This window comes from Catenulispora sp. MAP12-49 (assembly GCF_041262705.1).
GTDB lineage: Bacteria > Actinomycetota > Actinomycetes > Streptomycetales > Catenulisporaceae > Catenulispora.
In genome coordinates this window covers 62,697-88,720 of record NZ_JBGCCP010000015.1, presented here as the reverse complement: position 1 = coordinate 88,720, position 26,024 = coordinate 62,697, and the positions used below count along the sequence as shown (strand labels likewise).

At 70.3% G+C, this 26,024-nt stretch carries 26 protein-coding genes; 16 read left to right on the top strand and 10 right to left on the bottom strand.

All coding sequences use genetic code 11. The annotated features are described in order from the left end of the window. Positions 1-6: 6 nt before the first annotated feature. The 3 genes from ABIA35_RS25775 (at position 7) to ABIA35_RS25765 (ending at position 2,048) form a co-directional block, all read left to right on the top strand. Positions 7-312 (top strand): hypothetical protein, encoded by a 306-nt coding sequence (locus ABIA35_RS25775; protein ID WP_370343538.1) that lies wholly within the window; start codon positions 7-9, stop codon positions 310-312. 42 nt (positions 313-354) lie between these two features. Further along, positions 355-1,080 carry a CBS domain-containing protein gene (locus ABIA35_RS25770; protein WP_370359595.1) on the top strand — a complete coding sequence of 242 codons (726 nt, stop codon included), beginning with the start codon at positions 355-357 and terminating at the stop codon, positions 1,078-1,080. 83 nt (positions 1,081-1,163) lie between these two features. After that, positions 1,164-2,048, top strand: coding sequence for a GAF domain-containing protein (locus ABIA35_RS25765; RefSeq protein WP_370359594.1), 885 nt, complete (start codon positions 1,164-1,166; stop codon positions 2,046-2,048). A 23-nt stretch (positions 2,049-2,071) separates the two neighbouring features. Here the strand turns inward: ABIA35_RS25765 and ABIA35_RS25760 are convergent, their stop codons facing one another. Continuing rightward, positions 2,072-3,076: a zinc-binding alcohol dehydrogenase family protein gene (locus ABIA35_RS25760; protein WP_370343647.1), complete on the bottom strand. Its 1,005-nt coding sequence runs from the start codon at positions 3,074-3,076 to the stop codon at positions 2,072-2,074. Between the two features lie 222 nt (positions 3,077-3,298). On the opposite strand from ABIA35_RS25760, the gene ABIA35_RS25755 reads away from it, so the two are divergent. Then, positions 3,299-3,700: an SHOCT domain-containing protein gene (locus ABIA35_RS25755; RefSeq protein ID WP_370343531.1), complete on the top strand. Its 402-nt coding sequence runs from the start codon at positions 3,299-3,301 to the stop codon at positions 3,698-3,700. 105 nt (positions 3,701-3,805) lie between these two features. Here the strand turns inward: ABIA35_RS25755 and ABIA35_RS25750 are convergent, their stop codons facing one another. Further along, positions 3,806-4,648, bottom strand: coding sequence for a universal stress protein (locus tag ABIA35_RS25750; protein ID WP_370359593.1), 843 nt, complete (start codon positions 4,646-4,648; stop codon positions 3,806-3,808). A 52-nt stretch (positions 4,649-4,700) separates the two neighbouring features. Then, complete coding sequence (locus ABIA35_RS25745) at positions 4,701-5,582, bottom strand: universal stress protein (RefSeq protein ID WP_370359592.1); 882 nt, start codon at positions 5,580-5,582, stop codon at positions 4,701-4,703. 176 nt (positions 5,583-5,758) lie between these two features. On the opposite strand from ABIA35_RS25745, the gene ABIA35_RS25740 reads away from it, so the two are divergent. From ABIA35_RS25740 to ABIA35_RS25730, 3 genes are all read left to right on the top strand, one after another. Then, positions 5,759-6,910 (top strand): site-2 protease family protein, encoded by a 1,152-nt coding sequence (locus tag ABIA35_RS25740; protein WP_370359591.1) that lies wholly within the window; start codon positions 5,759-5,761, stop codon positions 6,908-6,910. Between the two features lie 145 nt (positions 6,911-7,055). After that, a complete protein-coding gene (locus ABIA35_RS25735) occupies positions 7,056-7,358 on the top strand; it encodes a hypothetical protein (protein ID WP_370359589.1) in 303 nt (100 codons plus the stop codon). 44 nt (positions 7,359-7,402) lie between these two features. Further along, positions 7,403-8,119 carry a response regulator gene (locus tag ABIA35_RS25730; protein WP_370359588.1) on the top strand — a complete coding sequence of 239 codons (717 nt, stop codon included), beginning with the start codon at positions 7,403-7,405 and terminating at the stop codon, positions 8,117-8,119. A 22-nt stretch (positions 8,120-8,141) separates the two neighbouring features. Here ABIA35_RS25730 and ABIA35_RS25725 read toward each other — a convergent pair whose 3' ends face one another. After that, complete coding sequence (locus tag ABIA35_RS25725; protein ID WP_370359587.1) at positions 8,142-9,860, bottom strand: GAF domain-containing protein; 1,719 nt, start codon at positions 9,858-9,860, stop codon at positions 8,142-8,144. Positions 9,861-10,066: 206 nt separating this feature from the next. Here ABIA35_RS25725 and ABIA35_RS25720 point away from each other — a divergent pair, with 206 nt between their 5' ends. Continuing rightward, entirely contained in the window at positions 10,067-10,495 is a 429-nt protein-coding gene (locus ABIA35_RS25720; RefSeq protein WP_370343518.1) for a pyridoxamine 5'-phosphate oxidase family protein, read from the top strand. 45 nt (positions 10,496-10,540) lie between these two features. Here the strand turns inward: ABIA35_RS25720 and htpX are convergent, their stop codons facing one another. Beyond that, the gene (gene htpX, locus ABIA35_RS25715; RefSeq protein WP_370359586.1) at positions 10,541-11,428 is read right to left on the bottom strand and encodes a zinc metalloprotease HtpX; all 888 of its coding nucleotides are present in this window, start codon (positions 11,426-11,428) and stop codon (positions 10,541-10,543) included. Positions 11,429-11,628: 200 nt separating this feature from the next. Here htpX and ABIA35_RS25710 point away from each other — a divergent pair, with 200 nt between their 5' ends. After that, positions 11,629-13,233, top strand: coding sequence for an FAD-binding oxidoreductase (locus ABIA35_RS25710; RefSeq protein WP_370359585.1), 1,605 nt, complete (start codon positions 11,629-11,631; stop codon positions 13,231-13,233). Positions 13,234-13,249: 16 nt separating this feature from the next. Here the strand turns inward: ABIA35_RS25710 and mraY are convergent, their stop codons facing one another. Both mraY and ABIA35_RS25700 read right to left on the bottom strand, forming a co-directional pair. Then, complete coding sequence (gene mraY, locus ABIA35_RS25705; RefSeq protein ID WP_370343515.1) at positions 13,250-14,314, bottom strand: phospho-N-acetylmuramoyl-pentapeptide-transferase; 1,065 nt, start codon at positions 14,312-14,314, stop codon at positions 13,250-13,252. A gap of 96 nt (positions 14,315-14,410) precedes the next feature. Beyond that, positions 14,411-14,620: a hypothetical protein gene (locus tag ABIA35_RS25700; RefSeq protein WP_370359584.1), complete on the bottom strand. Its 210-nt coding sequence runs from the start codon at positions 14,618-14,620 to the stop codon at positions 14,411-14,413. A gap of 12 nt (positions 14,621-14,632) precedes the next feature. Here ABIA35_RS25700 and ABIA35_RS25695 point away from each other — a divergent pair, with 12 nt between their 5' ends. Continuing rightward, complete coding sequence (locus ABIA35_RS25695) at positions 14,633-15,088, top strand: SRPBCC family protein (RefSeq protein WP_370343514.1); 456 nt, start codon at positions 14,633-14,635, stop codon at positions 15,086-15,088. A gap of 86 nt (positions 15,089-15,174) precedes the next feature. Here the strand turns inward: ABIA35_RS25695 and ABIA35_RS25690 are convergent, their stop codons facing one another. Continuing rightward, the gene (locus ABIA35_RS25690) at positions 15,175-15,669 is read right to left on the bottom strand and encodes a TetR/AcrR family transcriptional regulator (RefSeq protein ID WP_370343646.1); all 495 of its coding nucleotides are present in this window, start codon (positions 15,667-15,669) and stop codon (positions 15,175-15,177) included. A 171-nt stretch (positions 15,670-15,840) separates the two neighbouring features. On the opposite strand from ABIA35_RS25690, the gene ABIA35_RS25685 reads away from it, so the two are divergent. The 3 genes from ABIA35_RS25685 (at position 15,841) to ABIA35_RS25675 (ending at position 19,360) form a co-directional block, all read left to right on the top strand. Further along, on the top strand, positions 15,841-17,409 hold the full coding sequence (locus ABIA35_RS25685) for an MDR family MFS transporter (protein WP_370359583.1): 1,569 nt from the start codon (positions 15,841-15,843) through the stop codon (positions 17,407-17,409). Next, positions 17,393-18,367: an RNA polymerase sigma factor gene (locus ABIA35_RS25680; protein ID WP_370359582.1), complete on the top strand. Its 975-nt coding sequence runs from the start codon at positions 17,393-17,395 to the stop codon at positions 18,365-18,367. The genes ABIA35_RS25685 and ABIA35_RS25680 overlap by 17 nt, the downstream gene beginning before the upstream one ends. An 87-nt stretch (positions 18,368-18,454) precedes the next feature. Next, complete coding sequence (locus ABIA35_RS25675; RefSeq protein WP_370359581.1) at positions 18,455-19,360, top strand: alpha/beta fold hydrolase; 906 nt, start codon at positions 18,455-18,457, stop codon at positions 19,358-19,360. Between the two features lie 124 nt (positions 19,361-19,484). Here ABIA35_RS25675 and ABIA35_RS25670 read toward each other — a convergent pair whose 3' ends face one another. Continuing rightward, positions 19,485-20,201, bottom strand: coding sequence for a DUF899 domain-containing protein (locus tag ABIA35_RS25670; protein WP_370359580.1), 717 nt, complete (start codon positions 20,199-20,201; stop codon positions 19,485-19,487). A 155-nt stretch (positions 20,202-20,356) separates the two neighbouring features. Here ABIA35_RS25670 and ABIA35_RS25665 point away from each other — a divergent pair, with 155 nt between their 5' ends. Further along, positions 20,357-21,826: a cellulase family glycosylhydrolase gene (locus tag ABIA35_RS25665; protein WP_370359579.1), complete on the top strand. Its 1,470-nt coding sequence runs from the start codon at positions 20,357-20,359 to the stop codon at positions 21,824-21,826. Positions 21,827-21,875: 49 nt separating this feature from the next. Here the strand turns inward: ABIA35_RS25665 and ABIA35_RS25660 are convergent, their stop codons facing one another. Next, complete coding sequence (locus tag ABIA35_RS25660) at positions 21,876-22,937, bottom strand: porin PorA family protein (protein ID WP_370359578.1); 1,062 nt, start codon at positions 22,935-22,937, stop codon at positions 21,876-21,878. Between the two features lie 633 nt (positions 22,938-23,570). On the opposite strand from ABIA35_RS25660, the gene ABIA35_RS25655 reads away from it, so the two are divergent. Beyond that, a complete protein-coding gene (locus ABIA35_RS25655; RefSeq protein ID WP_370343505.1) occupies positions 23,571-24,149 on the top strand; it encodes a cell wall-binding repeat-containing protein in 579 nt (192 codons plus the stop codon). Then, positions 24,071-24,715: a cell wall-binding repeat-containing protein gene (locus ABIA35_RS25650; protein ID WP_370359577.1), complete on the top strand. Its 645-nt coding sequence runs from the start codon at positions 24,071-24,073 to the stop codon at positions 24,713-24,715. Before ABIA35_RS25655 ends, ABIA35_RS25650 begins: the two co-directional genes overlap by 79 nt. Positions 24,716-26,024 lie beyond the last annotated feature (1,309 nt).

The window sequence follows — 26,024 nt, the reverse complement described above, 5'->3', positions numbered from 1 at the left end:
GCAGTCATGAACCATGTCTGGATCAGCACCGCGAGCGGCGACCTCCTCCGTGCGGACCAGATCCGGCAGATCAACTCCGTGGAGGGCGTGCGCGTCGTGACGATCGGGGGCAGCCAGTTCGTGGTCGCCGCGGTCGAGGAGTGGCAGGCCGCGATGGCCGTGGCGCGCGGGCTGGCCTGCGCCATCGCCGAGGCGGAGACCTGGTCGTGCGCCGCCGAGATCGATGTCGTGCGCGACGGTGAGGACTGGAAGGTGCGGCTCAGACCGATGCCGGAACACCGGACGGTCATGGGGGAGCCGAAGGCCGTCTGAGAGCCGGATCAGCACACCCGCCCGGGGGGATGCGGAGCAACCATGAAGCACACAGCCGTCTCCCGCCTGATGACTCCGGCCGACCAGGTCGTCACGGTTCTGGCCGATGCCCCGTTCAGCGCCGTCGCCGAGTTGCTGGACCGACACCACATCGGCGCCGTGCCGGTGGTGCACAGCGACGGCCGGGTGCTCGGCGTCGTGTCCGAGTCGGACCTGGTGCGCAAGGAGTCGGCCTGCGCCGTCGATCCGCCCGGGTTCGGACAGCGCCTGCTGCCCGGCCGCGCCCGGCGGAAGGCCGAGGCGGAGATCGCGGCGACCACCACGCGGGAGCTGATGACCTCCCCGGCGTTGACGATCGGGCCGGAGGCCGCGGTCCCGGCGGCGGCCCGCAGGATGACCGAGCAGCATGTGCGGCAGCTGGTCGTCACCGACGCGCGAGGCGTCCTGAAGGGCGTGGTGAGCCGCTCGGACCTGCTGGCCGCGTTCGTGCGCGCCGACGCCGAGATCCGGCGCGAGGTCGCCGAGGACATCATCCGCGGTGTCTTCTGGATCGATCCGGCGACGCTGCGCATCCTCGTCGACGACGGCGTGGTCCTGCTCGGCGGCCGGGTCGAGACCCGCGGGCTGGCCCGGCTGATCGCCGAGATGGTCGGGCGCGCCGACGGCGTCGCGGCGGTGGTCGACGACCTCGAGTACGACCGGGACGGCCCGCGGGACCGGCCGCCGAACGCCGGACAGTACGAGCTCCTGGATCGCCCCGGGTCCTGAGCCCGCTTCCGCACCGCCTCCGATCCGAGATCACGTTCCCGCCGGTCGGGCGTACTGTTGAGTCATCAGGAGGCGAGGCGCCCATGACCACAGTGATCGGGACCGTTCCAAGACTTCTCGAACGCGCCGCGGCGCTGGAGCCGGCCGCACCGGACCAGAACCTGACGGCCTTCATCCGCCTCAGCCTCGACGACGCCGCCACCGCCCACCTGCTGCAACACGCCGCGGCGCAGCTCGCGGCGGGCTGGCCCGCCGACGTCGCGGCCACCACCATCCTGGACGAGACGATGGCCCTGACCGGGGCCGACCTCGGCAACGTGCAGCTCGTCGAGCCCGCCGCGCACACCCTGCGGATCGCCGCCTCCGCCGGCTTCGGCCAGGACTTCCTGGACCACTTCGCCGTCGTCGCCGACGACACCTCCGCCTGCGGACGCGCGCTGGCCGACCGCCGGCAGGCCGTCATCGCCGATGTGGACGCCGACGACGAGTACGCCCCGCACCGCGATGTCGCCGCCGCCTCGAGGTTCCGCGCCGTCCAGTCCACACCGCTGATCGACATCGACGGGAACCTGGTCGGCGTGGTGTCGACGCACTTCCCGTACCCCGGCCCCCCGAGTGCCAGGGCCCTGGAGGTGACCCGGCTCTACGGCCTGGTGGCCGGCGAGGCCCTGGCCAGGAGCCTGAACGGACGATCGCCGCGCCGCCTCGACGACCGGCACGGCGCCGCCCTGACCGAGCTCGAATCGGCATCGGCATCGGCTTCATCAGCGGCGGCATCGCCGCAGACCACCGTCCTGGACCTGACCGACACCATCGTCCGAGCCCTGCTGTCCGCCGGCCTGAGCCTGGCCGGCGCCCAGAGCCTGATCGGCGACTGCGCCGCCAGCGACCGCGTGGCCGAGGCGATCGACAAACTCGACCAGGCCCTGGACGGCATCCGCTCGGCCGTGCTCGACCTGCACGCCTGAAAACCGAAGCGGTATCGGGCGTATCAGGCCTCGAGCACCGCGGCCCCGTCGAACAACCCCGCCTTGAGATCCCGCAACGCCTGCTGCGCCTCCCGAAGCGGATACGGATGAGTCGTCACCTCAAGACGGTGCTCACCGGCGAACCGCAGGAAGTCCTCCCCGTCGGCGCGGGTATTCGCCGTGACGCTGCGGATCTCGCGTTCGTAGAACAGATCGCGCTCGTACACCAGCGGGGGCACGTCGGACAGATGGATCCCGGCGATCGCCAGCACCCCGCCGCGATCCAGCGCCCGCAGCGCCACCGGGACCAGGTCGCCGACCGGGGCGAACAGGATCGCCGAGTCCAGCTTCTCCGGCGGCTCGTCGTAGGCCCCGACCACGGAACTCGCACCCAGCCGCAAGGCCAGCCGCTGAGCGCGCTCGCCACGCGTCATGACATGGACCGTCGCGCCCCGCGCCAGCGCGACCTGCGCGGCCAGGTGCGCGCTGCCGCCGAAGCCGTAGATGCCGAGCCGGCCGCCGTCCGGGACCGCCGCACGTTGCAGCGCGCGGTAACCGATGATGCCCGCGCACAGCAACGGCGCCAGCTCGGCGTCGGTGTAGCCGGACGGGAGGCGGTACGCGAACGCGGCGGGAACCGTCATGTACTCGGCATAGCCGCCGTCGGCGTCCCAACCGGTGTAGGAGGACTGCGGACACAGGTTCTCCGCGCCACGCAGGCAGAACCGGCAGTGCCCGCAGGTACTGCGCAGCCAGGCCGCCCCGACCCGGTCGCCGACCGCGAACCCGGAATCGCCGGTACCCGGCCCCAGTTCGGCGACCGATGCGACCACCTCGTGGCCCGGCGTGACCCGCTCCCGCCGCACCGGCAGATCGCCTTCGCCGACGTGCAGATCGGTCCGGCACACCCCGCACGCGACGACCCGCACCAGCAACTCCCCCGGCCCCGGGCGCGGCACCGGCTTGGAGACCAGGTCGAGCGGTCCGTCCTCAATGGGGCCCGGACGCCGGACGACCCAGGCGTTCATCGACTGCGGCACGACGGCGTTCATGCGGCACCTCCGCCTCAAGTGTCGCCCTGGAGGGCCGCATCGGCAGCGGTCGAGGCATCCGGTTGAAAACGATACATATACGGATAACTAGGGCCTAAAGCCTCTGCTGCCCCTTCCGTGCCAAGCGGACGATCGAATCGTGACCGTGGTAGACCGCGCGACCCGCCCCGCCTGCGGGGCGACCGAAGGAGGCACACCATGTCCCATCCCCTTCTCAACGCCTTCTGGATGATCTTCTGGTTCTTCCTGTGGATCATGTGGTTCATGTTGTTGTTCCGCGTGTTCGCAGACCTCTTCCGGGACCACAAGCTGTCCGGCTGGGCCAAGGCGGGGTGGATCATCTTCGTCTGCGTCCTGCCGTTCATCGGGGTGTTCATCTACCTCATCGTGCGGGGCCACGGCATGGGTGACCGGGATGTCGCCCAGGCCCGGCAGAGCCAGGAACAGCTCGACGACTACATCCGCAAGACGGCGGGCAGCAGCGGCGGCAACGGCGCCTCGGACACCGGCGCCGAACTGACCAGACTCGCCGGATTGAAGGACTCCGGGGTCCTCAGCGAGGAGGAGTTCCAGCGAGCCAAGGAGAAGGTGCTGGCCTGAGAGAACGCCTGCGGCCGCGCCATCCGGGAACCTCCCTCGAGGCCCCGAACGGCGCGGCCGTCGGTCACTCGTACGGCCGCCGGTCACTCGTACGGCCGCCGCCGTTCACCCGTGCGGAACGACCGCGATCGGGCAGTCGGCGTGCTGCAGCAACGCGTCCGCGATCGCGCCGTGGTGCATCCCCTGGTGGTGCTCCCCACGTCGGCGACCGCCGACGACGATCAGGTCCGCGTGCGCGGTGGCGTGGGCCAGAACCACCGCCGGGTCCCCCTGGTCGAGTTCGCACTCCACGACGACGTCCGGATGCCGTGCCCGCCACGGCCGCAGCCGTTCCTCCAAGGCCGCGCCGGCACGTTCCCCGGCCTGATCCGACGCATGGCGCAACTGGCCCCGGTCTCCGGCGTACGCGAACGGCCAGAGCATCTCCAGCGCACTGACGGCCTTCAGCCGGGCACCACGCCGAGCCGCCTCGCCGAAGGCGAATTCGAGGACCTCCTCGGGGGTCTCGCCGACCTCCATGGCCGCCAATACGACGCCCCGCCCTCCGTCGGCAGCGCCCTGCACGATCACGGCCGGACAGCCGGCCCGGGCCACGGTCCGCAGCGCGACGTCGCCGTACCGCAGTCCGAAGCCGCCGCGTTCCCGATGCCCGACGACCAGCAGATCGGCCTCGGCCGACGCCGCGCCGAGGGCCGCCGGAGCCGAACCCTCCACCGACACCGCGTGCGTCGGCACACCGGGGTGAGCGGCCCGGGCCCGTTCGGCGCCTTGTTCGGCGACGTCCCGCGCCGTGGGCGCGGAGGAGGCCTCGGCCTTGCCGTGATGATGGTGCAGCGCGTGGATCACCGTGAGCTCGACGCCACGCCGTGCGGCCTCCTCCACCGCCAGGTCGATCGCACGCTCGCTGGACGGGCCCTGGTCGTAGCCGACGACGACTCCGGATTCCATGGTGTGTTGCCTCCTCGCTCGAAGGGGTACAGCGCTCGAAGGGGTACGGCGCTCAACGGGGCACGACGACCACCGGGCACGGCGCGCGATAGACCAGGTGCCGGCTGACCGGGCCGAGGCCCGCCGTCGTGGTCCGGCCCCCGGCGCCGACGATCATCAGCGATGCGCTTTCGCCGGCGTCGACCAGCGCGTGGCGCGGGTACCCGTGCACCAGCACCTCGCTCACCGCCACGTCCGGGTACTTCTCACACCAGCCGGCCGACGCCTCGGACACCAGTTGTTCCGCGCCGATCCGCACCGACACAGCGGTGCCGGGCACGATGGCACCGGGCATGACGGAACCGGGCATCTGCGGCTCCGGACGCGTCCACGCGTGCACCACCGCGAGGCGCCGACCGCGCAGATCCGCCTCGGCGAAGGCGAAACCGGCTGCGGACTGGGAGTCGGCCGAGCCGTCGACGCCGACCGCGATCGGGCCGTCCGGATCGCCCGGGCCGCGCGTCACCAGAACCGGACACGACGCCCGCATCACCAGACCGCCGGCGACCGTCTCGACCAGCGCCCTGGCCAGCGCGCCCAGCCCGCGGTCGCCGATGACGACCAGTTCGGCGTCCCGGGACGCCGCGACCAGCACCGGACACGGACGGCCCCTGGCCACCTCCCCGGTGACGGTCAGGCCCGGATGGCCGGCCTCGGCCCGCCGCACCGCGCGGTCCACCCAGCGTCCCGGCTCAGGCGGCTGAGCGGCGCCGGAGTGCGCCGCAGCGAACGAGTCGGCATGCACGGCGGCATGCACGGCGGCATGCACGGCGGCATGCACGACATGGAGCGGCAGGCGCCTCAGCGCCGCCTCCGCGGCCGCGGCATCGACGGCGATGAGGCAGTTGTCGCTGTCGTCCACGCCGACGACGACGTGCCGTCCCATGCTGGCCATGGCGCCTCCTCCGGGGCCGCGCGGCTGTCCGCCCGCCTGTCCCACCTGTCCAGGAAATGTCCTGCACCAGCCGTTGAACAGGGCCGATGGTCCTGTCGTGCCGGGGTCTGGAGGACTTTCGCCCCTGCGCGCACAGCCCGGCGCCGCCATAGCGTGGAGATGGAGCGGAGGTCGAAGTGGGCAACACCGTGAAACTGGGCCGCGTCCTCGGCGTCGAGGTCGGGGTGAACTGGTCGGTCCTGGTCGTCTTCGTCCTCATCGCGTGGGGCCTGGCCAGAACCGTGCTGCCCCAGGAGGAGCCCGGCCACTCCCACGCCGTGTACTGGACGGCGGCCCTGGTCACCGCGGCGCTGTTCTTCCTGTGCCTGCTCGCCCACGAGCTCTCGCACGCGGTCGTGGCCCGCCGCAACGGGCTCACCGTCTCCGGCATCACGCTGTGGCTGCTCGGCGGCATGACCAGGCTGGACGGCGACATGCCGTCGGCCTCCGCCGAGCTGCGCGTCGCCGGGATCGGACCGCTGGTCAGCCTGGTCCTCGGCGCGCTGTTCACCGGCTTCGCCCTCGCGCTGCGGACAGCCGGCGCCCCCGGCCCCGTCACCGCCTCGGCCGGCTGGCTCGGCGCCATCAACATCCTGCTGGCGGTGTTCAACAGCCTGCCGGCCGCGCCGCTGGACGGCGGACGCCTGCTGCGCGCCGTCATGTGGTGGCGCACCGGCGACCGCGACCGCTCCGCGCTGGCGGCCGCCTCGGCCGGCCGGTTCCTGGGCTGGCTCTTCATCGGAGGCGGAACCGTACTGCTCTTCCTGACCGGAAGCATCGAAGGATTCTGGTTCGCCCTCACCGGCTGGTTCCTCCTGGTCTCGGCCACGGCCGAGAGCCGACAGACCCGGGTCCACGCCCTGCTGGCCGGGATCCGCGCGCGCCAGATCATGACCCCGGACCCGGAGCCGGTGGCGGCCTCGTTGACCGTGGAGCACTTCCTGGAGCAGGGCTCGCTCCTGCACCGCGGCTCCGCGTTCCCCCTCACCGTCGGCGACCCGACCCCGATCGGCCTGATCACGCTGGAACGCATCCACCGCGTCCCGCCCTACGCCCGGGACGACATCAGGCTCCGCGAGATCATGTACCCGCTGGACCAGGTGGTCGTGGCCGCCCCGGACGACCCGGCCGAAGCCCTGATCCCGCGCCTGACCACCGCACCGGCCCACCACGCGCTGATCCTGGACGACGGCCGGCTGGTCGGCATGGTCACCCCGTCGGACGTCAGCCGCGCGATGCAGTGGGCCTCGGCGCGGTCCCGGGCACCGGGATCCGGCCCGATACCGTGAGGCGCTGGACGGCGGCGAGGAGCCCGAAGGCCCGGTCAAGCAGGACTTTCGACCCTGCGACAACGGGAGCATGGCCTCTGCGGCGACGCCCTGCGCGGCGCGAATCTGGAGAAGGACCGGGATCCTCCGACAGATCGGCCAGGCCATGAGCACCGTCTACGACAATCAGGCCCCACCCTCCCCACCCAGCTCGGAGCTCAGCCCCGACGCGCACCGCGACCTGCTCATCGCAGTCCAGCGGGCACTGGCCGCGCACTGGGACGACGACCGGCCGAGGATCGCGGTGATCGAACGCGAGCACCTGGCGACCGTGTACGTGAGCACCATCCAGATCGTGGAGCCCACCGCCCGCGTCGACATCCGCGGCGCGGTACGGGCCGCCCTGGCGCCCCACACGGCACTCGCACACTCCGCGGACGTGGTGTTCCTGCGCCGCGTGGCACCCTGATCCCCGGCTCGCGCGACCGAGGACTTTCGGCAAGGCTGGGCGACATGGACGGTGACAGCGGCACCGACACCGGCACCGGCACCGGCACCGACGGCAAGATGGGCACCGGCGGCAAGATCGGCGTGTTCCTGCTGGACGACCACCAGGTGGTCCGGCGCGGTCTGCGGGACATGCTGGAGGACGAGCCGGACTTCGAGGTCGTCGGCGAGGGCGCCACGGCCGCCGAGGCCCTGGCGCGGGTCCCGGCGCTGCGGCCCCGGGTCGCCGTGCTGGATGTGCGGCTCCCCGACGGCGACGGCGTCACCGTGTGCCGCGAACTGCGCTCCAAGCTGCCGGAACTGTCCTGCCTGATGCTGACCTCCTTCGCCGACGAGGAGGCGCTGTTCGACGCCATCATGGCCGGCGCCTCGGGCTACCTGCTCAAACAGACCCTCGGCCCGGAACTGGTCTCGGCGGTGCGCACCGTCGCCGGCGGCGAATCGCTGCTGGACCCCAGACTCGCGGCCAAGGTGATGGCCAAACTGCGGGCCGCCGACGAGAAACGCGACCCGCTGGCACAGCTGACCTCGCAGGAACACAAAGTGCTGGACCTGATCGGCGAGGGCCTGACCAACCGGCAGATCGCCGAGCGGATGTTCCTGGCCGAGAAGACCGTGAAGAACTACGTCTCGGCGATGCTGGCCAAACTCGGCCTGACCCGCCGCGTCCAGGCCGCGGTGATGGTCTCCGAGATCAAGTCCGGGCAGTCCCGCCACCACTGAGCTCAGTCGTCCAACCCTGAGCTCAGTCGTCCAACGGAACCCGCCACGTCAGAACCGTCCCCCCACCCTCGGCGGGCTCCACCAGGAACTCCCCGCCCAACGCCGCGGCCCGGTCGGCCAGATTCCCCAGCCCGCTGCGGCGAGTGCCGTCCGCCGGCATCCCCACCCCGTTGTCGGCGATGCGCAGCACCAGGGATCCGTCGGCGGTCTCCACGTCCACCTCGGCCTTGGAGGCGTGCGCGTGCCGCCCCACATTCGACAGCGCCTCGCGGGTCACGGCCAGCGCGTGCTCGACCGCGCCGTCGGAGACCTCGAAGTCGACCGGGCCGGTGAACCGCACCGCGGGCGTGAAGCCCAGGACCGCCGAAGAGTCCTGACACACCTGCAACACCTGCGCCCGCAGCCCGGGCACCTCGTCCGGGCCGCCATGCTCGGACAGCGCGAAGATGGTCGAGCGGATCACCTTGATGGTGTCGTCGAGTTCGGACACGGCCCGGTTCACGCGGTCCCGCACCGCCTGCTTCTCGGTGATCTTCAACACCGACTGCAGCGTCATCCCGGCCGCGAACAGCCGCTGGATGGCCAGATCGTGCAGATCCCGCCCGATCCGGTCCCGGTCGGCGTACAAGGCCAGCAGATCCGCGTCCGACCGGTGGTCGGCCAGCTCCAGCACGACCGCGACCTGCCCGCCGACCTCGGTCAGCATGCGCACGACACCGGCGTCGAAGGGCAGCGCGCCGAACCGCTTGGCGGCCACCAGGACCCCGCGCACCTTGCCCGCCGCGCCCAGCGGCGCGATGTGGGCCGGCCCCAGGCCGAGCTCCTTCCACAGCGGCCGGGCGTCCCATTCGCCGTCGACGATCCCCTGCCCGACGCCGTCGGTGAACACGTCGCCCACCTCGGATCCGGCCACCGGCGCCGACTCCCCCAGCACCCGCTTCTCCCCGGTACCCGCCGCGACCTGGACCGTCAGCCGTTCGGCCGCGGGGTCCGGCAGGGAGATCATCACCAGCTCCGCCCCGGCCATGTCCCGCACCCGCTCGACCAGCACGGCGAGCAGGTCCCGGGAGTCGACGCCGGAGAGCAGGCCCCGGGTCAGCTCCGCGGTCGCCTCCATACGCCGCTGCCGCCGCTGCGCCTCGTCATACAGCCGGGCGTTGTCGATCGCCACGCCGGCCGCCGCGGCCAGGGCGGTCAGCAGCGTCTCGTCGTCGGCGTCGAAGAAGGCGCCGCCGCGCTTCTCCGTCAGGTACAGGTTGCCGTACACCTTCTCCCGAACCCGGATCGGAACACCCAGGAAAGTCCGCATCGGCGGATGATTGTCGGGGAACCCGAACGACGCCTCATGCCCGGCGATGTCGTGCAGCCGCAGCGGCACCGGATGCCGGATCAGCTCGCCGAGCAGCCCCATTCCGGTCGGATAGGGCCCGATGGCGTCGATCTCCTGCTGACTCAACCCGACGGTGATGAAACGCTCCAAGTGCTCCCCGGCGCTGTCGATGACGCCCAGGGCGCCGTACCGGGCGTCCACGAGCTCCGTCGCGGTGCTGATGATGGTGGAGAGCACCTGGTCCAGCTCCAGACCGCCGGAGACCGCCAGGACGCCCTGCAACAGCTGCTGCACCCGGTCGCGGGTGGCCCGGATCTGGGTCACCCGGGAGATCAGCTCGTCCAGCAGCTCGTCCATCCGCAGCTGCGGCAGCAAAGAGTTCCGGGGTTCGCCCGAGTCCCGATCGGCCATCCCCGAGCCACCCTTCCGACCGTTGGCGAAGCGTTGGCGAAGCGTTGGCGAAGCGTTGGCGAACCGCTGGCCAACCGGTGGCCGGGGCCGGCCCCGTCGTTCCCACTGTAATCCGGCCCTGCCCGGATGACGCGGAGTGAGAGGCCACGGGAAGTAGGGTCCAAAGCCTCTTCTGCCGCCTCCCGGGCGGTGGACACGATCGAGGCATGACCGTGGGACAGCGAATGGAGCACTTCAGTGAGGCCGAGGCCCTGGACCTCGCCGCGACGGTGCCGATCGGCCGCATCGTCTACAGCCGCTACGCGCTGCCGGCCGTCTTCGTCGTCAACTTCCGGCTGGACGGCCGCGACCCGGTGTTCCGGACCCGCAAGGGCTCGATGTTCGGCGCCGGCGTGGCCGAGACCGTCGTCGCCTTCGAGGTCGACCGCATCGACGAGGCGGCGCACGACGGCTGGTACGTCACCTTCCTGGGCCGCGCCAAGCTGATCACCAGCCCGGCCGAACAGACCCGGCTGGCCGGACTGGGCGTCGACCCGTGGGCCCCGGGCGAGCGGGAGCACTTCATCAAGATCGTCACCGAGAAGGTCGTCGGCCGCCGGATCCCGCACCACCCCGACGACGAGCACGACGAGTGAGCCCGGGACGATCCTGACGGCCGGACGCCCGAACGCCCGCCACGCTCAGACCGGCCGCCCCAACTGCTCGGAGATCCGCGCCAGCTGCTCCAGCCGCCGCTCCAGCTTCGGGTGCGTGGAGAACACATCGGCGATCGACCCGCCGACCGGGTTGATGAAGAACGCGTTGAACGCCTGCACGGTCCGCAGGTCCCGGCGCGGGATCCGGTTGGCCCGGTCGGACAGCTTCACCAGGGCCGAGGCCAGCTCCGAGGGCTGTCCCGTCAGGATCGCGCCGTCCCGGTCCGCGGCCAGCTCGCGATAGCGCGACAGGGCCCTGATGAGCAGGAAACTGAGCGCGTAGACGGTGATCGAGACCACCATGGTGGCCATCAGGATGACCGCCGTGTTCTGGTCGCGGCGGCGGCCGAGCTCGGAGAACAGCGCGAAGCGCATCATCATGCCGGCCAGCACGCCCAGGAACGAGGCGATGGTGATCACCGCGACGTCCCGGTGCGCCACGTGCGTCAGCTCGTGCGCGATGACGCCCTCCAGCTCCTTCTCATCCAGGATCCCCATGATGCCGGTCGTCACGCACACCACCGCGTGCTCGGCGTTCCGGCCGGTGGCGAAGGCGTTGGGCACGTCCAGTTCGGCGACGGCCACCTTCGGCTTCGGCATGTCGGCCAGGGCGCACAGCCGGTCCACGATCGCGTGCAGCTGCGGATACTCCTCGGCGGTCACGACGTGCCCCTTGAGGGCGGCCAGCGTGATGCGGTCGGAGTACCAGTACTGGACGAACAGCAGGCCGCCGAGGATCACCACGATCAGCACGACGGACTTGAGCAGGACCACCAGTACCGCCGCGAAGGCGACGTAGAGCAGTCCCAGCAGGAAAAGAGTCAGGCCCATCCGCACGGTCAACTTGCGGTCGGGCTGGATACGGCTTTGCACGGCGCCTCCTGGTATCCCTTCCTCCTCCCACTTCCAGGATGCGCCTCGACCGGGTCTTTGGGCCAGGGCCATACGTCCCGATAGGCCGTCCGAGTGGCCACGCAGGTGGCGACGCCGCGCCACGCCGGACCCGGCGCCACCTGCACATACGGTGATCCCGCTTTCCATGTTCTCCATCCCCGACGCGGCAGGAGTCCGACGTGTTGGACCGGCGAGATGTGCTCAGGCTCGGCACGGCGGGCACGCTGGCGGCGGCGAGCGCAGCGGTCGCACAACCGGCGTCCGCGTCGGCCACGTCCAGAACCACAGCCACAGCCACAGCGCGGGACGTATCCGGCGCCGACTGGCGCGCCCTGGCCAAGTCCCTCTCCCCGGCGGCCTCCCTCTACCGCCCCTGGGACCCGGCCTTCTGGCCGCTCTCCATCCCGTTCAACCACCGCTACGAAGCCATCCGGCCGGCCGGCATCGTCGCCTGCGCGACCACCGCCGACGTGGCTGCCGCGATCCGCTGGGCCGGCGCGGTCGGGATGCCGGCGGTGCCGCGCTCGGGCCTGGGACACAACTACGCCGGATACTCGACCACCACGGGCCTGCTGCTGAACATGAGCCGCATGAAGGCGATCACGTCCGCGAAAGGCCCGGGCGGCCGGACCCGGCGGTACGGGCCGATCCAGGTCTCCCACGACGCAGGCACCGTGACCGTCGGAGCCGGGGTGACCAACGGCGACGTGCATCCGCTGCTGGAGGACGAGGGGATGTTCGTGCCCACCGGGCGCTGTCCGTCGGTGGGCGTCGCCGGCCTCGTGCTCGGCGGCGGCATCGGCTTCAGCGACAAGATGTTCGGCATGACCTGCGACCGGCTGCTGTCCACCACCGTGGTGCTGGCCGACGGCAGCGTGGTCGAGGCCCGAGAGGACTCCAACCCCGACCTGTTCTGGGCGGTGCGCGGCGGAGCGGGCAACAACTTCGGCGTGCACACGTCCTTCACCTTCGGCTACGACCAGTTCGCCGGCAACGTCGCCTTCTACTCCTTCACGTGGACCGTCGAAAGCGTGCAGCCGGTCATGGCCGCGATGCAGCAGATCGCGACGGAGACGCTCGGCGACAAGCGATTCCACTGCCGCCTCGGCATCGGCACCGCCGGACAGCGCCGCGGCGAGATCGAGGCGAACGCGAACGTCAACGTCATCGGACAGCACTACGGCAGCGTCGAGGACCTGCTGGGCATCCTCGATCCCCTGCTGCGGATCGGGACCCCCGGCGAGCGCGCGAGCAACGCCAAGTCAGTCCGCGAAGTCACCCCCGGCCGGGCGAGCGAGCTGCTGTCGCACACCACACCGGTCGACCGTTTCGCCGCCAAATGCGCGGTCCTCTCTCCCACGGACCTCCTCGACGCCGACCAGGTCCAGGCCGCCGCCGAGACGCTGAAGGCCTGGCCCGGCAGCGCGAACCCCGACGGCGCCGGCTTCGCGATGTTCGGGATGGGCGGCCGGATCAACGAGATCGCCCCGGACGCGACGGCGTTCGTGCACCGCCGCGCGGCGTTCATCCTGAACGCCGAGACCACGTGGGCCGACAGCGATCCGCGCAGCGTCGTCAAGGAGAACCTGGCCTGGCTCGACGAGTTCTACGGCGCGATCTTCCCCTTCGGACCGCCGCGGCACTCGTACCAGAACTTCCCCGACCCCCTGCTCGAGGACTGGCGCACGGCGTACTACGGACAGAACTACGACCGGCTCGTCACCGTGAAGCAGGACTACGACCCGGCCGGCTTCTTCTCCTACCCGCAGGCCATCGGCAGCTGAGGAGAACCGGATCCGGTCATGCCGAAGCCTTGAACCCGCCGTAGAACATGCCCAGGCCCAGCGCGACACAGAGTCCTGCGATGATCCAGAACCGGATGGTGATGGTGACCTCGGGCCAGTCCATCATCTCGAAGTGGTGGTGGATCGGGGAGTTCTTGAACACGCGCTTGCCGTGCCGCAGCTTGTAGGAGCCCACCTGGATCACCACCGAGAGCAGTTCCATGAGGAACACGCCGCCGATCAGCAGGGCGAGCAGCTCGGTCCGCGAGCAGATGGCCAGACCGGCGAAGGCCCCGCCCAGCGCGAGCGCACCGGTGTCACCCATGATGATCTTCGCCGGCGACGCGTTCCACCACAGGAATCCGAAGCACGCGCCCACCACCGAGGCCGCGACGATCGCCAGATCCAGCGGGTCGCGTACCTGGTAGCAGCCTTTGCTCGGCGACACGGCACAGTTCTGGCCGTACTGCCACAGGCCGATCACGACGTACGCGCCGAAGGCCATGACCGAGGTGCCGGTGGCCAGACCGTCCTGGCCGTCGGTGAGGTTCACCGCGTTCGACCAGCCCGCGATCATCACGTAGCTCCAGATCACGAACAGCACCGGCCCCAGGCTGAGCCAGCCGATGTCCCTCAGGAACGACACGTGCTCGCTGGCCGGCGTGAGGCCCGCGGAGTTCCGGAAGTGCAGCACGAGCACCGCGAACGTGAGCGTCACCGCCAACTGCCCGGCCAGCTTCGCCCTGGCCCGCAGCCCCAGCGAGCGCTGCCGGAAGATCTTGATGAAGTCGTCCATGAACCCGACGGCCCCCAGGCCCGCCATCAGGAACAGCACGAGCAGTGCCGACGTCGTCGGGGCCTTCATCGTCACGGCCTTGGTCAGGAAGTACGCGGCCAGCGCCGAGAGCACGATGACCGTGCCGCCCATCGTCGGCGTCCCGCGCTTGACCTGGTGCAGCTCCGGCAGCTCGTCCCGGATCTCCTGCCCCCAGCCGCGCCGGGTGAAGAAGCGGATCGCCACCGGCGTGCCGGCCAGCGAACAGACCAGCGCGATGAGGGTGGCATACAGAAGCGCTCTCATCGTGCTGGTCCCCCACTGCGGTTCGAGCTACCGGCGGTTTCGCGCCATCGTACGGGCGCGCGCTTCACAGGGGGCCGGCAAGCTCATCGCGAGACTTCACAGCACCGCGTTGTCGGCGCTCCCCGGGAAGTCCGTGCTCAACGCGACGTCCTTGCCGCCGTCGAACTCGGCCCGTACGGCCCCGGCCCGCGCCAGGGACGAACCCTGGCCGGGCCCCGGGCCCGTGCCACCAGGGTTCGGTACTGGCTCGATCGAGCCCTCGCCGAGGGAACCTGGGGAGGTAAACGGACGAGAACCCAGGAGCACAGGAGAACGGTCATGGCGACCATCCACTTCACCGAGAAGACCCTCGCGACCCCGGAGCAGTTCGTGGCAGCGCTCACGGACTTCGGACCGGGCCGCAAGCAGCTTTTCCCCAACAGCGCCGACGAGTACCTGGAAGTCCACTCCTCCGGGGTGGACCACGCCGACGTCACCGAGGGCTCCGGCGGGATATGGGAGCGGCTGGACTACGACTGGTCCGACCCGCGCCGCGTCGTGATGACCACGACCGACTCCAACATCTGGGGCGGCGCCTCGGGCCACACGTACACCTTCACCCCGCTGCCCGACGGGTCCACGCAGCTGGACGTCGTGGTCGTGCGCGAGGGCAAGAACTTCAAGGGCCGCGCCACCGGGGTGCTGCTGGGCAGCGTCGGCAAGGGCGTGCTGGGCAAGGCGCTGAAGAACACGATCAAGGAGATCGAGGCGCGCAACCAGCTGACGCGCGCCTGAGTCGGCGGCCGGCCGACGCCCGACCCGGGGGGCTGGCCGACGCCCGACCCGGGCTGCCAGGGCCAGACCAGCGCCTGAGCCGGCCGCTACCGGGACGCGCCGCCGATGCCGTGCAGCAGAGTCTGCACCACGACATCGGCCGCCTGGCCGGGACTGAGCCCCGGCTGCTCCCGGTTCACCAGGTTCACCAGTTCGGGCAGCAGCGCCCCGGCCCACCCGGCGGGAAGCCCGGGGCGCAGCAGACCCTCGTCCGTGGCCCGGGCGAGGAACGCGTCGACCTCGTCGACGTAGGCGTCGCGGCGCCGGCGGACCGCGTCGTCGCTGAGCATGCGGGACAGGTCGACCGGCCACTTCCGGTTCACCACGATGATGTTCTCGACGTAGCGGTGCAGGGCCACGGGCACCGGCGCCTCGCGCAGCCGCGCGTCGTCGATGGCGCGGCCGATCGACTCCAGGCGGGCCTCGTAGATCGCCTCGAGCAACTGCTCCCGGGAGTCGAACCGCCGGTAGACCGTGCGGCGGTCCACGCCCGCCGCCGCCGCGATGGCCGCGATGCTCGCCCCCGGATCGGTGGCGAGCATGCGGGCCCCGGTGGTCAGTACGGCTTCCAGATTGCGTGCTGCGTCGGCTCTCACGGTGCCCGAGTCTAGCCGTCCGCTGTGCAGCCTGCGGTGGCTATCGTCACACAGGAATGAATCCTCCACTCTTAAGTGCTACATTCATGTGACAGAACCGAGCTAGGAGGCCCGCAGATGCCGACGTCACGGCAGTTCCCCGAGACCCATCGCGAGACCCATCCCGAGAACCGTCCCGAGACCCAGCCCGGGACCCGTCGTAAGACGAGCGTCGCCGCCGCGATGACCGCCCTGGTCCTGGCCGTCCTGCTCGCCTCCCTGGACCAGACGATCGTCTCGACCGCGCTGCCGCGCATCGCCGAGGATCTCAACGGATTCGCGAACATCGCCTGGGTCAGCGCCGCCTACCTGCTCGCCTCGACCGCCGTCACCCCGCTGTGGGGCAAGCTCGGCGACATGGTCGGCCGCAAGCCGCTCTACCTGGCCGCGACCTCGACCTTCCTCATAGCCTCGGTGGCCTGCGGCCTGGCCCAGAACCTGGCCGAGCTGATCGGCGCCCGGGTCCTTCAGGGCGTGGGCGGCGGCGGCATGATCGTGCTGACCTTCGCGCTGGTCGGCGACATCGTCCCGCCGGCGCAGCGAGGCCGCTACCAGGGCATGTTCGGCTCCGTCTACGGCGTCGCGAGCATCGTCGGGCCGCTGCTCGGCGGCGTGTTCACCGACCACCTCTCGTGGCGCTGGGCCTTCCTGATCAACCTGCCCGTCGGCCTGGTCGCGCTGGCCATCGCGGCGCGGGCGCTGCCCAGGGCCGTCCGCGGCGCCAAGGCCCGCATCGACTACTTGGGCTCGCTGATCCTCGCGTCCATGGCCACCGGCCTGGTCCTGGTCACGTCCTTCGGCCAGCGCTGGGGCTGGGGCTCGCCGGCCATCGTGGGCCTGATCCTGGCGACCGTCGGCCTGGCCGCGGTACTGCTCCCGGTCGAGCGCCGCGCCGCCGCCCCGGTCCTGCCGCCGGCGATGCTCGGCTCCCGGACCGTCGTCTTCTCCTCGCTCATCGCCTTCTTCGCCAACGCCGCGATGTTCTCGGTGCTGGTCTACCTGCCGACCTACCTGCAGATCGTGCACGGCGTCTCGGCCACGCTGTCCGGTATATCGATGCTGCCGCTGGTCGCCGGCCTGGTGGTCAGCCAGTCCCTGGCCGGGCGGTGGGCCGCGCACGTCGAACGGCTGCGCGCGATCCTGCTCGCGGGCCTCGGAGCGAACCTGGCCGGACTGCTCCTGCTGGGCACCATCGGCGGCGGCCCGAACACGGTGCTGCTGAGCGTCTACTTCCTGATCACCGGTATCGGCATCGGCATGGTGCCGATGGTGGTGCTGACGACCGTCCAGAACAGCGTCCCGGCCTCCGACCTCGGAGCGGCCAGCGCCGTGGTGACCTTCACACGCTCCATCGGCGCCGCGTTCGGGGTCGCCGTCTTCGGCACGCTGCTCGACACCGGCTTCGCCCACCGCACCCGGAGCCTGCCGACCGCCGGCGGCTTCGACGCCGCACGGCCCGACAGCATCGGCCACCTGCCCGCAGGCCTGCGGCAGAACGCGTTGGACGCCTTCGCTCACGCGACCGCCACCGGATATCTGTGGATCGCTCCGGCCCTGGCCGTCGGGATCGGGCTCGCGCTGTTCCTGAAGCCCGCGCCGAAGACCGCGACGACCGATGAGAACCTCGACTATGAACTCGCTGCCTGACCCCGACGCGGAGCTGGTCCGTGCCGCGCAGACCGGTGAGGTCACCGCGCTGGCACTGCTGCTGGAACACCACCGGGCCGGGATGCGCGCCGTGGCGCTGAGCATCCTGGGCCCGGGATCGGACGCGGACGACGCGGTGCAGGACGCGGTTCTGGTGGCGCTGCGCCGGATCGGCGACGTGCGGGATCCGGACGCGGTCGGGGCATGGCTGCGGATGGTCGTGCGCAATCAGTGTCGCGGCCGGCTGCGTGAGGCGCGACGCCTTGTGCCGGTTGAGGAATTGGCTCCGCGGCGGGATCCGGCCGCCGGCCCGGACGAGACGCTCGACCGGCACGCGATGCAGGACTGGGTATGGGAGGCGATCGAGCAGCTGTCCCCGACCTTGCAGCTGCCGCTCGTGCTGCGCCACTTCAGCTCGCAGGTCACGGCGTACGACCAGATCGCGCGCGTCTGCGGCGTCCCGGTCGGCACGGTTCGCAGCAGACTGAATCAGGCCCGCACCAAACTCGCCGACGCGCTGACCGCCACCGCCGAGGCCGCCCACAGCGACGCCCGCACCCGCACCGCGGCGACCTGGGACGACGCCCGCGACACCCTCGCCACCGCCGAAGCCGGCGCCTTCGGATCGGTGGTGGCCCAGCGCTGGTCGCCCGAGGTCGCGCTGATGTACGGCGCCGCCCGCCTCGGTGGCAGTGCCCTGATCACCCGCGCCATGGACTGCGATCTCGCCGCCGGAGTGCGCCAGCGGCCGGTGAACGTGACCGCCGGCCGGTCGCTGGCGGTGTGGGAGATGGACATCACCAGCCCGCCGGAGAACCCCGGACACTGCCCGCCGTCCGCGGCGTGGGTCATGGATCTGGACGGCGGCAAGGTCAAGCGGCTGCGGCTCTTCCACCCGCGTCCGATGGCCGAATCGGTTGTGGAGCAACGCCTCGCGGCCCCAGCCGACGCCCTGTGAGCCAGATCACTTCTCCGAAATCGAACTCGGGCCCGCCCTCCGCATCGTGCCGGTGAACCACTCATCAACAAGATCGGGAGTCCGCACGTGGCCACCTCCTCCGCCCCCTCCGCCCCCTCCGCCGACCGGCTGACCGAAGGCCCGCACTCCTTCGACGTCGACGGGCTCACGTTGCGCTACCACGTCCACGGCGCCGGACCCGTATGCGTGGCCGTCCCGGGCGGCCCCGGCATCGCCTGGGAGTACCTGCGCTCCGCAGCCCTGGAGCAGCACCTGACGATGGTCTACGTGGAGCCGGCCGGCACCGGCGACTCCGGCCGCCTCGCCACACACCCGCACGGCTACACCCGCGACCTGTACAGCCGGCACCTGGCCGCACTGATCGACCACCTGCCGGTCGCACGCGTCCATCTACTGGGCCACTCCCACAGCGGATTCGTGGCGCAGCACCACGCGATCCTGCGCCCGGACCAGCTGGCCGGCGTGGTGCTCTACGAGAGCGCCCCGGCCGCCGGCCCCGAATTCGGCGCCGAAGCCGCGCGCATGGTCGGCGAGCTAGCGGAACGGCATGCCGGCAACCCGCATCTGGCGGACACGCTGCAGGCGTTCGCGTCGATCCCGACCATCTCCGACGACGCATCGATGATGCGCGTGGCCCGCGGCATCATCCCGGCCTACGTCGCCTCGTTTTGGGCCGACCCCGAGCGCTGGACCGAGCTCCAGGAGCAGATCCGCGCCACCTACATCTCCGGCCTGGACGAGCACGGCACCCCCGACCCCGTCGACGACCGAGCCGCGCTGCCGACCCTGCGCGTACCGGCGCTGGTGGTGGCGGGCCGCTTCGACGTGATCTGCGGCGTCCGTTGGGGCCAGGAACTCAATAGTCTGATTCCAGACTCGCGGCTGCTGATCCTGGAGAACAGCGGACACCTCGGACACCTGGAGGAGCCGGAACTGTTCGCGGAGGCGGTCACGGCTTTCGTCGCCCCCTGATTTTGGTTGCCCCCTGACTAAAGCGGGCCGCCGCCACGACAGCGATGATCGCGGCGGCGGCCTTCGGCGAGCCTGTCCCTGTCCCTGTCCCTGTTCCCGCTCCCGCCCCCACTCCCGTTCCTGTTCAGTGGCAGTGGTGCGCCGCGCCGTCGTACGTGTCGTGGTGCGGGAATTCGGTGATGTGCAGCTGGCGGCCCAGCGGCGTCAGGTCCAGGTAGGTGTACGTGCCGACCAGCGCCTCGCAGCCCCGGGCGTAGGCGGAGTACGTGTGGAAGATCCGGTCGCCGTCCCGCAGGAAGACACTGAGGCCGGGGTTGTCGCCGGTGAGGGCGTAGTCCATCCCCTTCGCCTCCAGCTCGGCCTGGTTCAGGTAGTTGTACTCGACCGGGGCGATCTCCGGGTCGTTGGTCACGTGGAAGTCGAAGTTGAAGTCGCTGTCGCAGGAGGAGTACCACGGCGTGCTCCAGCCCATGCGCTGCTGGAACCGGTCGATGTCCGGCCACGGCGCGCGCGTCACCATGACCAGGTTCGTGTCCGCGGCTCCCAGGTGGGCCGGGTGGCCCATGTTGTCGGCGACCATCGAGCAGCTCGAGCAGCCGGCGTCGCCCATCCACATGAAGTGGTAGACGATCAGCTGCCGGCGGCCGTCGAACAGGTCGGCCAGGGCGACCTCGCCGTCGCGGCCCTTGAACGTGTACGGCTTGACCACCTCGACCATCGGCAGGGCCCGGCGGCGTTCGGCGATCCGGTCCAGCAGCGCGGTGGCCGCCTTCTCCTCCTTGAGCAGCGCGGTCCGGGCTTCGCGCCATTCCTCCTGCGACACGACGGCGGGCAGTTCCACGGCGGTCTCTCCTCGGGCTCGTGCGTCTGTGAATCAGTGACCTTACTCACTGGAAGTTAACGACGCTCACGCTGCGTGGCAAGGAAGCGCCATCCCCTTCAAAACATGAAGGATCCTCAGTACCGTGCCTCCACGATCCTTTCGTGGGAGGTCACATGCGAACGCCTTCTCGTCTCCGTCTCCGTCTACGTCTGGCCGCCGCGGTTTCCGCAGCGACTGTCGCGGCCGTCCTCGCTCTTCCCGGCGCGGTGCGGGCCTCTCCGCCCGCGCCGACACCAGCACCGACACCGGACGGTGTCACTCGCCTGACCGACTCGTCGGGCCGAGTGCTGGACCTGCGCGGCTTCAACCTCGACAAGTACGACGAGTCCACACCGGACGACATCCGGGCCATCGCCGACCGCGGCTTCACCCTGATCCGGCTGGACATCACCTGGGCACGGCTGGAGCCGGCCCCCGGCGTCTACGACGCCGCCGCGATGGGGCGCATCCAGCAGCTGATGACGGCGGCCGACCGGTACGGACTGCACGTCCTGGTCGACTTCCACCAAGACGTCTACGGGCCCTACTTCGGTGGCGGACAGGACGGCATCCCGGCGTGGGCAACCCGGGACGACGGACTGCCGTTCACGCCGATCCCGAACGACTGGTTCAGCGAATACTTCGAACCCTCGGTGCAGGCCGCGTTCCGGCACCTCTACGACGACGCGGACCTGCGGGCGGCCCAGGTCGCCTTCTACCAGCACGTCGCCACAGCGCTGCGGTCGCACCCGAGCCTGCTGGGCTACGACCTCTTCAACGAGCCGAGCGGCCCTGTTCTCGGCGACCCGTCCGATCCGGCGGTGCTGATCGCCTCCTCGCAAGCGCTGGAGCAGGGCCGGCTGCAGGAGATGTACAAGCGGCTGATCTCCGCCATCCGAAAGGTCGATCAGCAGTCCTGGCTGTTCGTGGAGCCGACGGTGTTGGTGGGCGAAGGGGTACCGACCGCCCTGCCGGGCTTCGCCGACCCGCGCCACGGAACGCCTCGGATCGGGTACGCGCCGCACTTCTACGACACGGCTGTAGAAGACGGCCAGGACTGGAACCCGACGGACGGCTTCGTTGACAACTACGTCGCCGCGATCACCGCCTACCCGAAGGCGCACGGCATGCCGGTGATCGTGGGCGAGTGGGGCGAGAACACCGGCACACCGGGGAACGCCGCGCTGATCGTGGCGCAGATGAAGGCGATGCCGACGTTCGCGACCGGATGGACGCGCTGGTACTGGGGCTTGGGGACCGGCGGGTACGCGCCATTGGACAAGGCCGGGAATCCGCTGCCGGGCGAGGCACCGATGTTCGTGCCCTTCGCTTCAGCGGTGGCCGGGACGCCCACGGGTTCGTCCTTCGATGCCGCCTCCGGGACGTACACCCTGAGCTACACACAGAGCGGGAAAGGCCTGCAGACCACCGAAATCGTGCTGCCGGGCTCCGTCTACCCGAACGGTGTCGCGGTAGCGGTGTCCGGCCGGGCGATGGCGGTGACCATCCCACCGACCGGGCCCGGACGTTCGGGAAGGGTACTGGTGTTCACCACCCCCGCAACTCATGGCGAATCAGTCACCGCCACCGTGCGGCGACGCTGAAGTTCCTCGTGGCGGCGACGGCGCCAACACCATCGCCGCCACGAGAAGATCACTCTTCTTCAGAGGTCGCCTCGCTCGGCTCCGGCGCCGGCGTACCTTCCTGAGCACCCGCTTCGGCGACCCTCCCGCGCCGACCCACCATCACCGCGCCGCCAATGAACGCCAGCGCGAGGACCCCCAACGCCACGGGAGCCACGGTGCCCTCCCACAGCAGCTGCGACTGGTCGTCCTTGGACTGCTTGACCGCGTCCGCGATCCCGGCCGGCGACATCTTGGTGTCCACGTCCAGGACCGCCGTCAACGGCACCGTCCCCAGCTTCGACTTCATCTGCGCGGTCACCGTCTGGTGCGCGTCGGCGTCGACGGTGGTGCCGGTCAGCTGGTCCACGTACAGCGTGGTCTTCGTCGACGACGTGTACGACAGCGGCACCATCACACTGTCGCCACCCGGCGGCAGCAGCGCCGACAACGCGCCCTGCATGTCCGGAGCCATCGTCGCGGCCAGGCCCTTGAGCACCGCCACCGGCACCGCCGGCGGCAGCTGCTTGAGCGTGCCCGGATCCTTCAGCGCACCAGAGACATCCACGGTGTACACGTAGGTGGAGCGGCCGACGTGATTCTCACTGCGCACGTACTTGGCCGTGGCCTGCGTGGCCGTGGCCCCGTCCCACCAGGGATAGTCGTGCTTGCCCGGCCCGAAGGCGAAGCCCACCGCCAGCCCCTGGTGCGCATCGGCGTCGACCCCGGCCGGCGCGGTCGCGGGCATCAGAGTCTTGCGATCAACTGCCCACGTCGCGGTTGGATTGCCAAGCACCCCGCCGGCACCACTGATCGCGGTCACGTCCGACAGCACCGCGACGTTGCCGTGCATACCGGTCGCCTTGACGGTCTCCACCGCCGTGAACGGCGACCCCTTGACGAACGCGTGCGCCAGATCACCGCCGGCCACAGCCTGCTGGTCAAGGTAGGAAGCCGTCCCCGCATACCGCGTGACGGTGTTCTGGTCGCTCTGAACGCGCTCGGCATCCGGCACCAACTTGAACCGGATCACCCCCGCGGCAGCAGCGCACACCACAGCGCCGGCGACGAAGACGAGAACTGTTTTACGCATGTCATCGATTCCTGACGAGCCCGGGGACAGGGAAGAAGCGCATGAAACCGGCGGCTGTGACCGTCGTCACAACAAGCCGTCCCGGAAGGGTAGCCCCAGCTACCCGTCAGTAGGAAGAGGCGAGCTGAACAATTCTCACGTTCCATGATCAGCCACGGTGTCCAACAAGTACGGGGCCGCCGAAACCGACGGCCCCGCCTCTCTGGCCCTTCAAGCATCCAGCGAATACGAGTCCCCACTCGCTCAACTTGGACACCGCTCGTGGAGGAGCCAGAAACCTCATATGCGCTCAGCCGTGGTCGAAGCCGTCCGCCTCAAGCTCGGCCAATGCCTGACATAGCCATGGTGACGCGATCATGACAGGGCCCCGACCGACATCGCCAGAGCGTTCGATGGTGGCGTGGGTCTCATCGACGCTACGCGTCAGTACCTTCGCTTCCAGCGTCGGATACCGGTAGGACGAGGCGATAGTCGCGCCCCATAAGTCTCTTTCCCGCCGCTCCGGTCGGTAGCGACGCCATCCACCCCCGTTGCCGATTTCACTCTTTTCTCATCTTTGCGATGAGATGCGGCTCCTTATCGAGCTCATCCATCATCAGCGGGGGTACCACCACAATGATCAAGACTCGTCCCATGACGGTCGCCGCTCTCGTCGCCACCGCTGTGGCGGCCGGCGCCGTCACCGCGTCCCCGGCACTGGCCGCCGACAACGGCAGCGCGGACACCGCGAAGTCCGTGCGCATCAGCGGCGCCGACCGCTACGCGACCACGAGCCAGGCTTCGGTCGAGGACTTCCCGGCCGCGGGATCGGCCCACGGCGTCGTCATCGCCCGCGGCGACCTGTACGTGGACGCCCTGGCCGGCACTCCGCTGGCCACCGCCAAGCAGGCGGCGCTGCTGCTCACCGATGGCAGTTCCCTGACTCCCGGCGTGGCCGCGGAGATCCAGCGGGCCCTCGGCTCGGACACCGCCAAGACCATCACGATCCTCGGCGGCGCCGACACCGTCAGCCCGCAGGTCGAAGCGCAGCTCAAGGCCCTGGGCCACCCGGTGGACCGGATCGGCGACGCCGACCGGTACGCCACCGCCGAGGCCGTCGCGACCAGTCGGAGCTCAAGAACGCCAAGAGCACCGTGGTCGCCACCGGGGCCGACTTCGCCGACCCCCTGGTCGCCGGCGTCTACGCGGCCCACCCCAAGGGCGCACTGCTGACGACCGACGGCGCGAAGCTGTCGCTGCCCACGGCCCGCACCCTGCTCGAAATGCCGAACCTCAGCACGACCACGATCTTCGGCGGCCCCGAGGCGCTCACCCCGAGCGTCCAGCAGTCCATCGACACCGCCCTGGCCGACATCCCGCAAATCCAGACCCTGCGCGACTTCCAGACCCAGACCCAGCAGCAGGCCAAGGCCGACGACCAGGCCGCCACCGCCGCGGCGACCGACTTCGGCACCAAAGTCAACACCGCCGCGAACTCCTTCACCACACTGGTCGACACGGTAAACCAGAACCCGAATACCCTCATCGCCGACCCGGTGAACAAGGTCGCCGACGCACTCGACGCCCGAAATGCAGAACGCGGAACTGGCCGTCCGCACCCTCGGCGAAGCCGCCACCGCCACCCCGGCCGAACAAGCGGCGATCAACGCCTTCACCCTCAAGTGGGCCGACGTCTCCACTGCCTACAACCATTACCAGCAGGCCGCAGCCACCGCCCACCGCTCCGACACCCGCGCCTCCGACGCCCAGCGCGATCGACGACGCGATCGCGAAGCTGATCGGGTCCTGACTGTCCGCACCGTCCGCACTGCGGTCAATCGGGAGCAGCCGAGTCGCTCGGGGGCGACTCGGCTGGCGGCTTTCTGGCGGCTTTCCGGCGGCAAGGCGTCATACAGTGACACTCGAAACTTGGGGGAGACCATGACGCTGGACATTCGGCCGTTCGAACCTTCCGCGGCATCCGAGACACGTCCTGCTGGAGTTCGTCGCCTGGCACCAACAACCCGGCCCAGCTGGCAGTAGCGGCAAGGACGTTGAAGCAGCGGCGGGGTGCACAGCTGACCTGGAGGAAGCCTTCTGGTCCGTGGGTAAGGTAGTCCAGTGTCGCGCGGGCTGCGGCTTCAGCGTCGGCAGCGTGCTGACCAGCCGCTCCTTGTGCAGGTTTGCCGGCGCCTGAGACGAAGGCCTCGGCGAGCAGGAGATGGGCTTTCCCGGCAGTGAAGCACTCGGCCTGGGTGGTCGCGACCACCCGCGGAGCGAGCGCATGCAGGCGGGAGAGCATCCAGGCGGTCTGCGCAACTCCAGTGGCCAGTGCTCCGGCGCCAGCACCAGCCGACCAAGCCCGGTTGCCTTCGCCGGTACGGGCGCGGCCCAGCCACTGCCACCCATCAATGTCTGGAGCCGGGACGGGGACGGCCATAGGCGCCTCCACTACCAGGACTGCCCGGCTGTCCTCAGTCAGAGACTGGACCAGAGCCTGAACAGCGCCCTCCGGATCGTCCCCGCAGGAGACCACTGCGCGCTCCGGTGAGTCAACTACTGCCCAGGCGAAATTTGACTGCTTCACAGAGCCGACGTCCACGCCCACGACGCGCATGTTCCTCCCGCAGTTGCGTGTCTGCCCCACCGCGTTCCTGCGCAGTCTGCCAAGTCCCCCGTTGGTTTCCCCACCGAACGATGGCTATCGCGGCGACGACTGCGCCCGCGGTACCCACAGTCGTGATGTCGCCTGTCAGAGCTGCAGACCCAACCCTAGTACTCCGTGCGGCTTCCTAGGGCAGCCAGCCTCGACCAGTTCGGAGCCCACCCGAACCTGAGGAGCCCTTGCAGTAGCCGAACTTCGTGCAGTTCCTGCTGAACAGCGTTTAGTGGTGCCTTAACTCGAAGCTTTCCGAGGACTAATGTATCTGTGGCAGCGCAGCTGCCACAGATACGCCGGGCGAGGGCAGATATGCCGCGCCCCTGCGGCAGGTGCCCGCCGTACCGCGCCTGCGCGATCGTAGGTGGGCGGTGTCCGGGAACCCGGCCGGGAGCGGAACGGCGGGCCTGGCCGGCCTTCGCCAGCCGCGATCGGGGTCACTCAGTCGT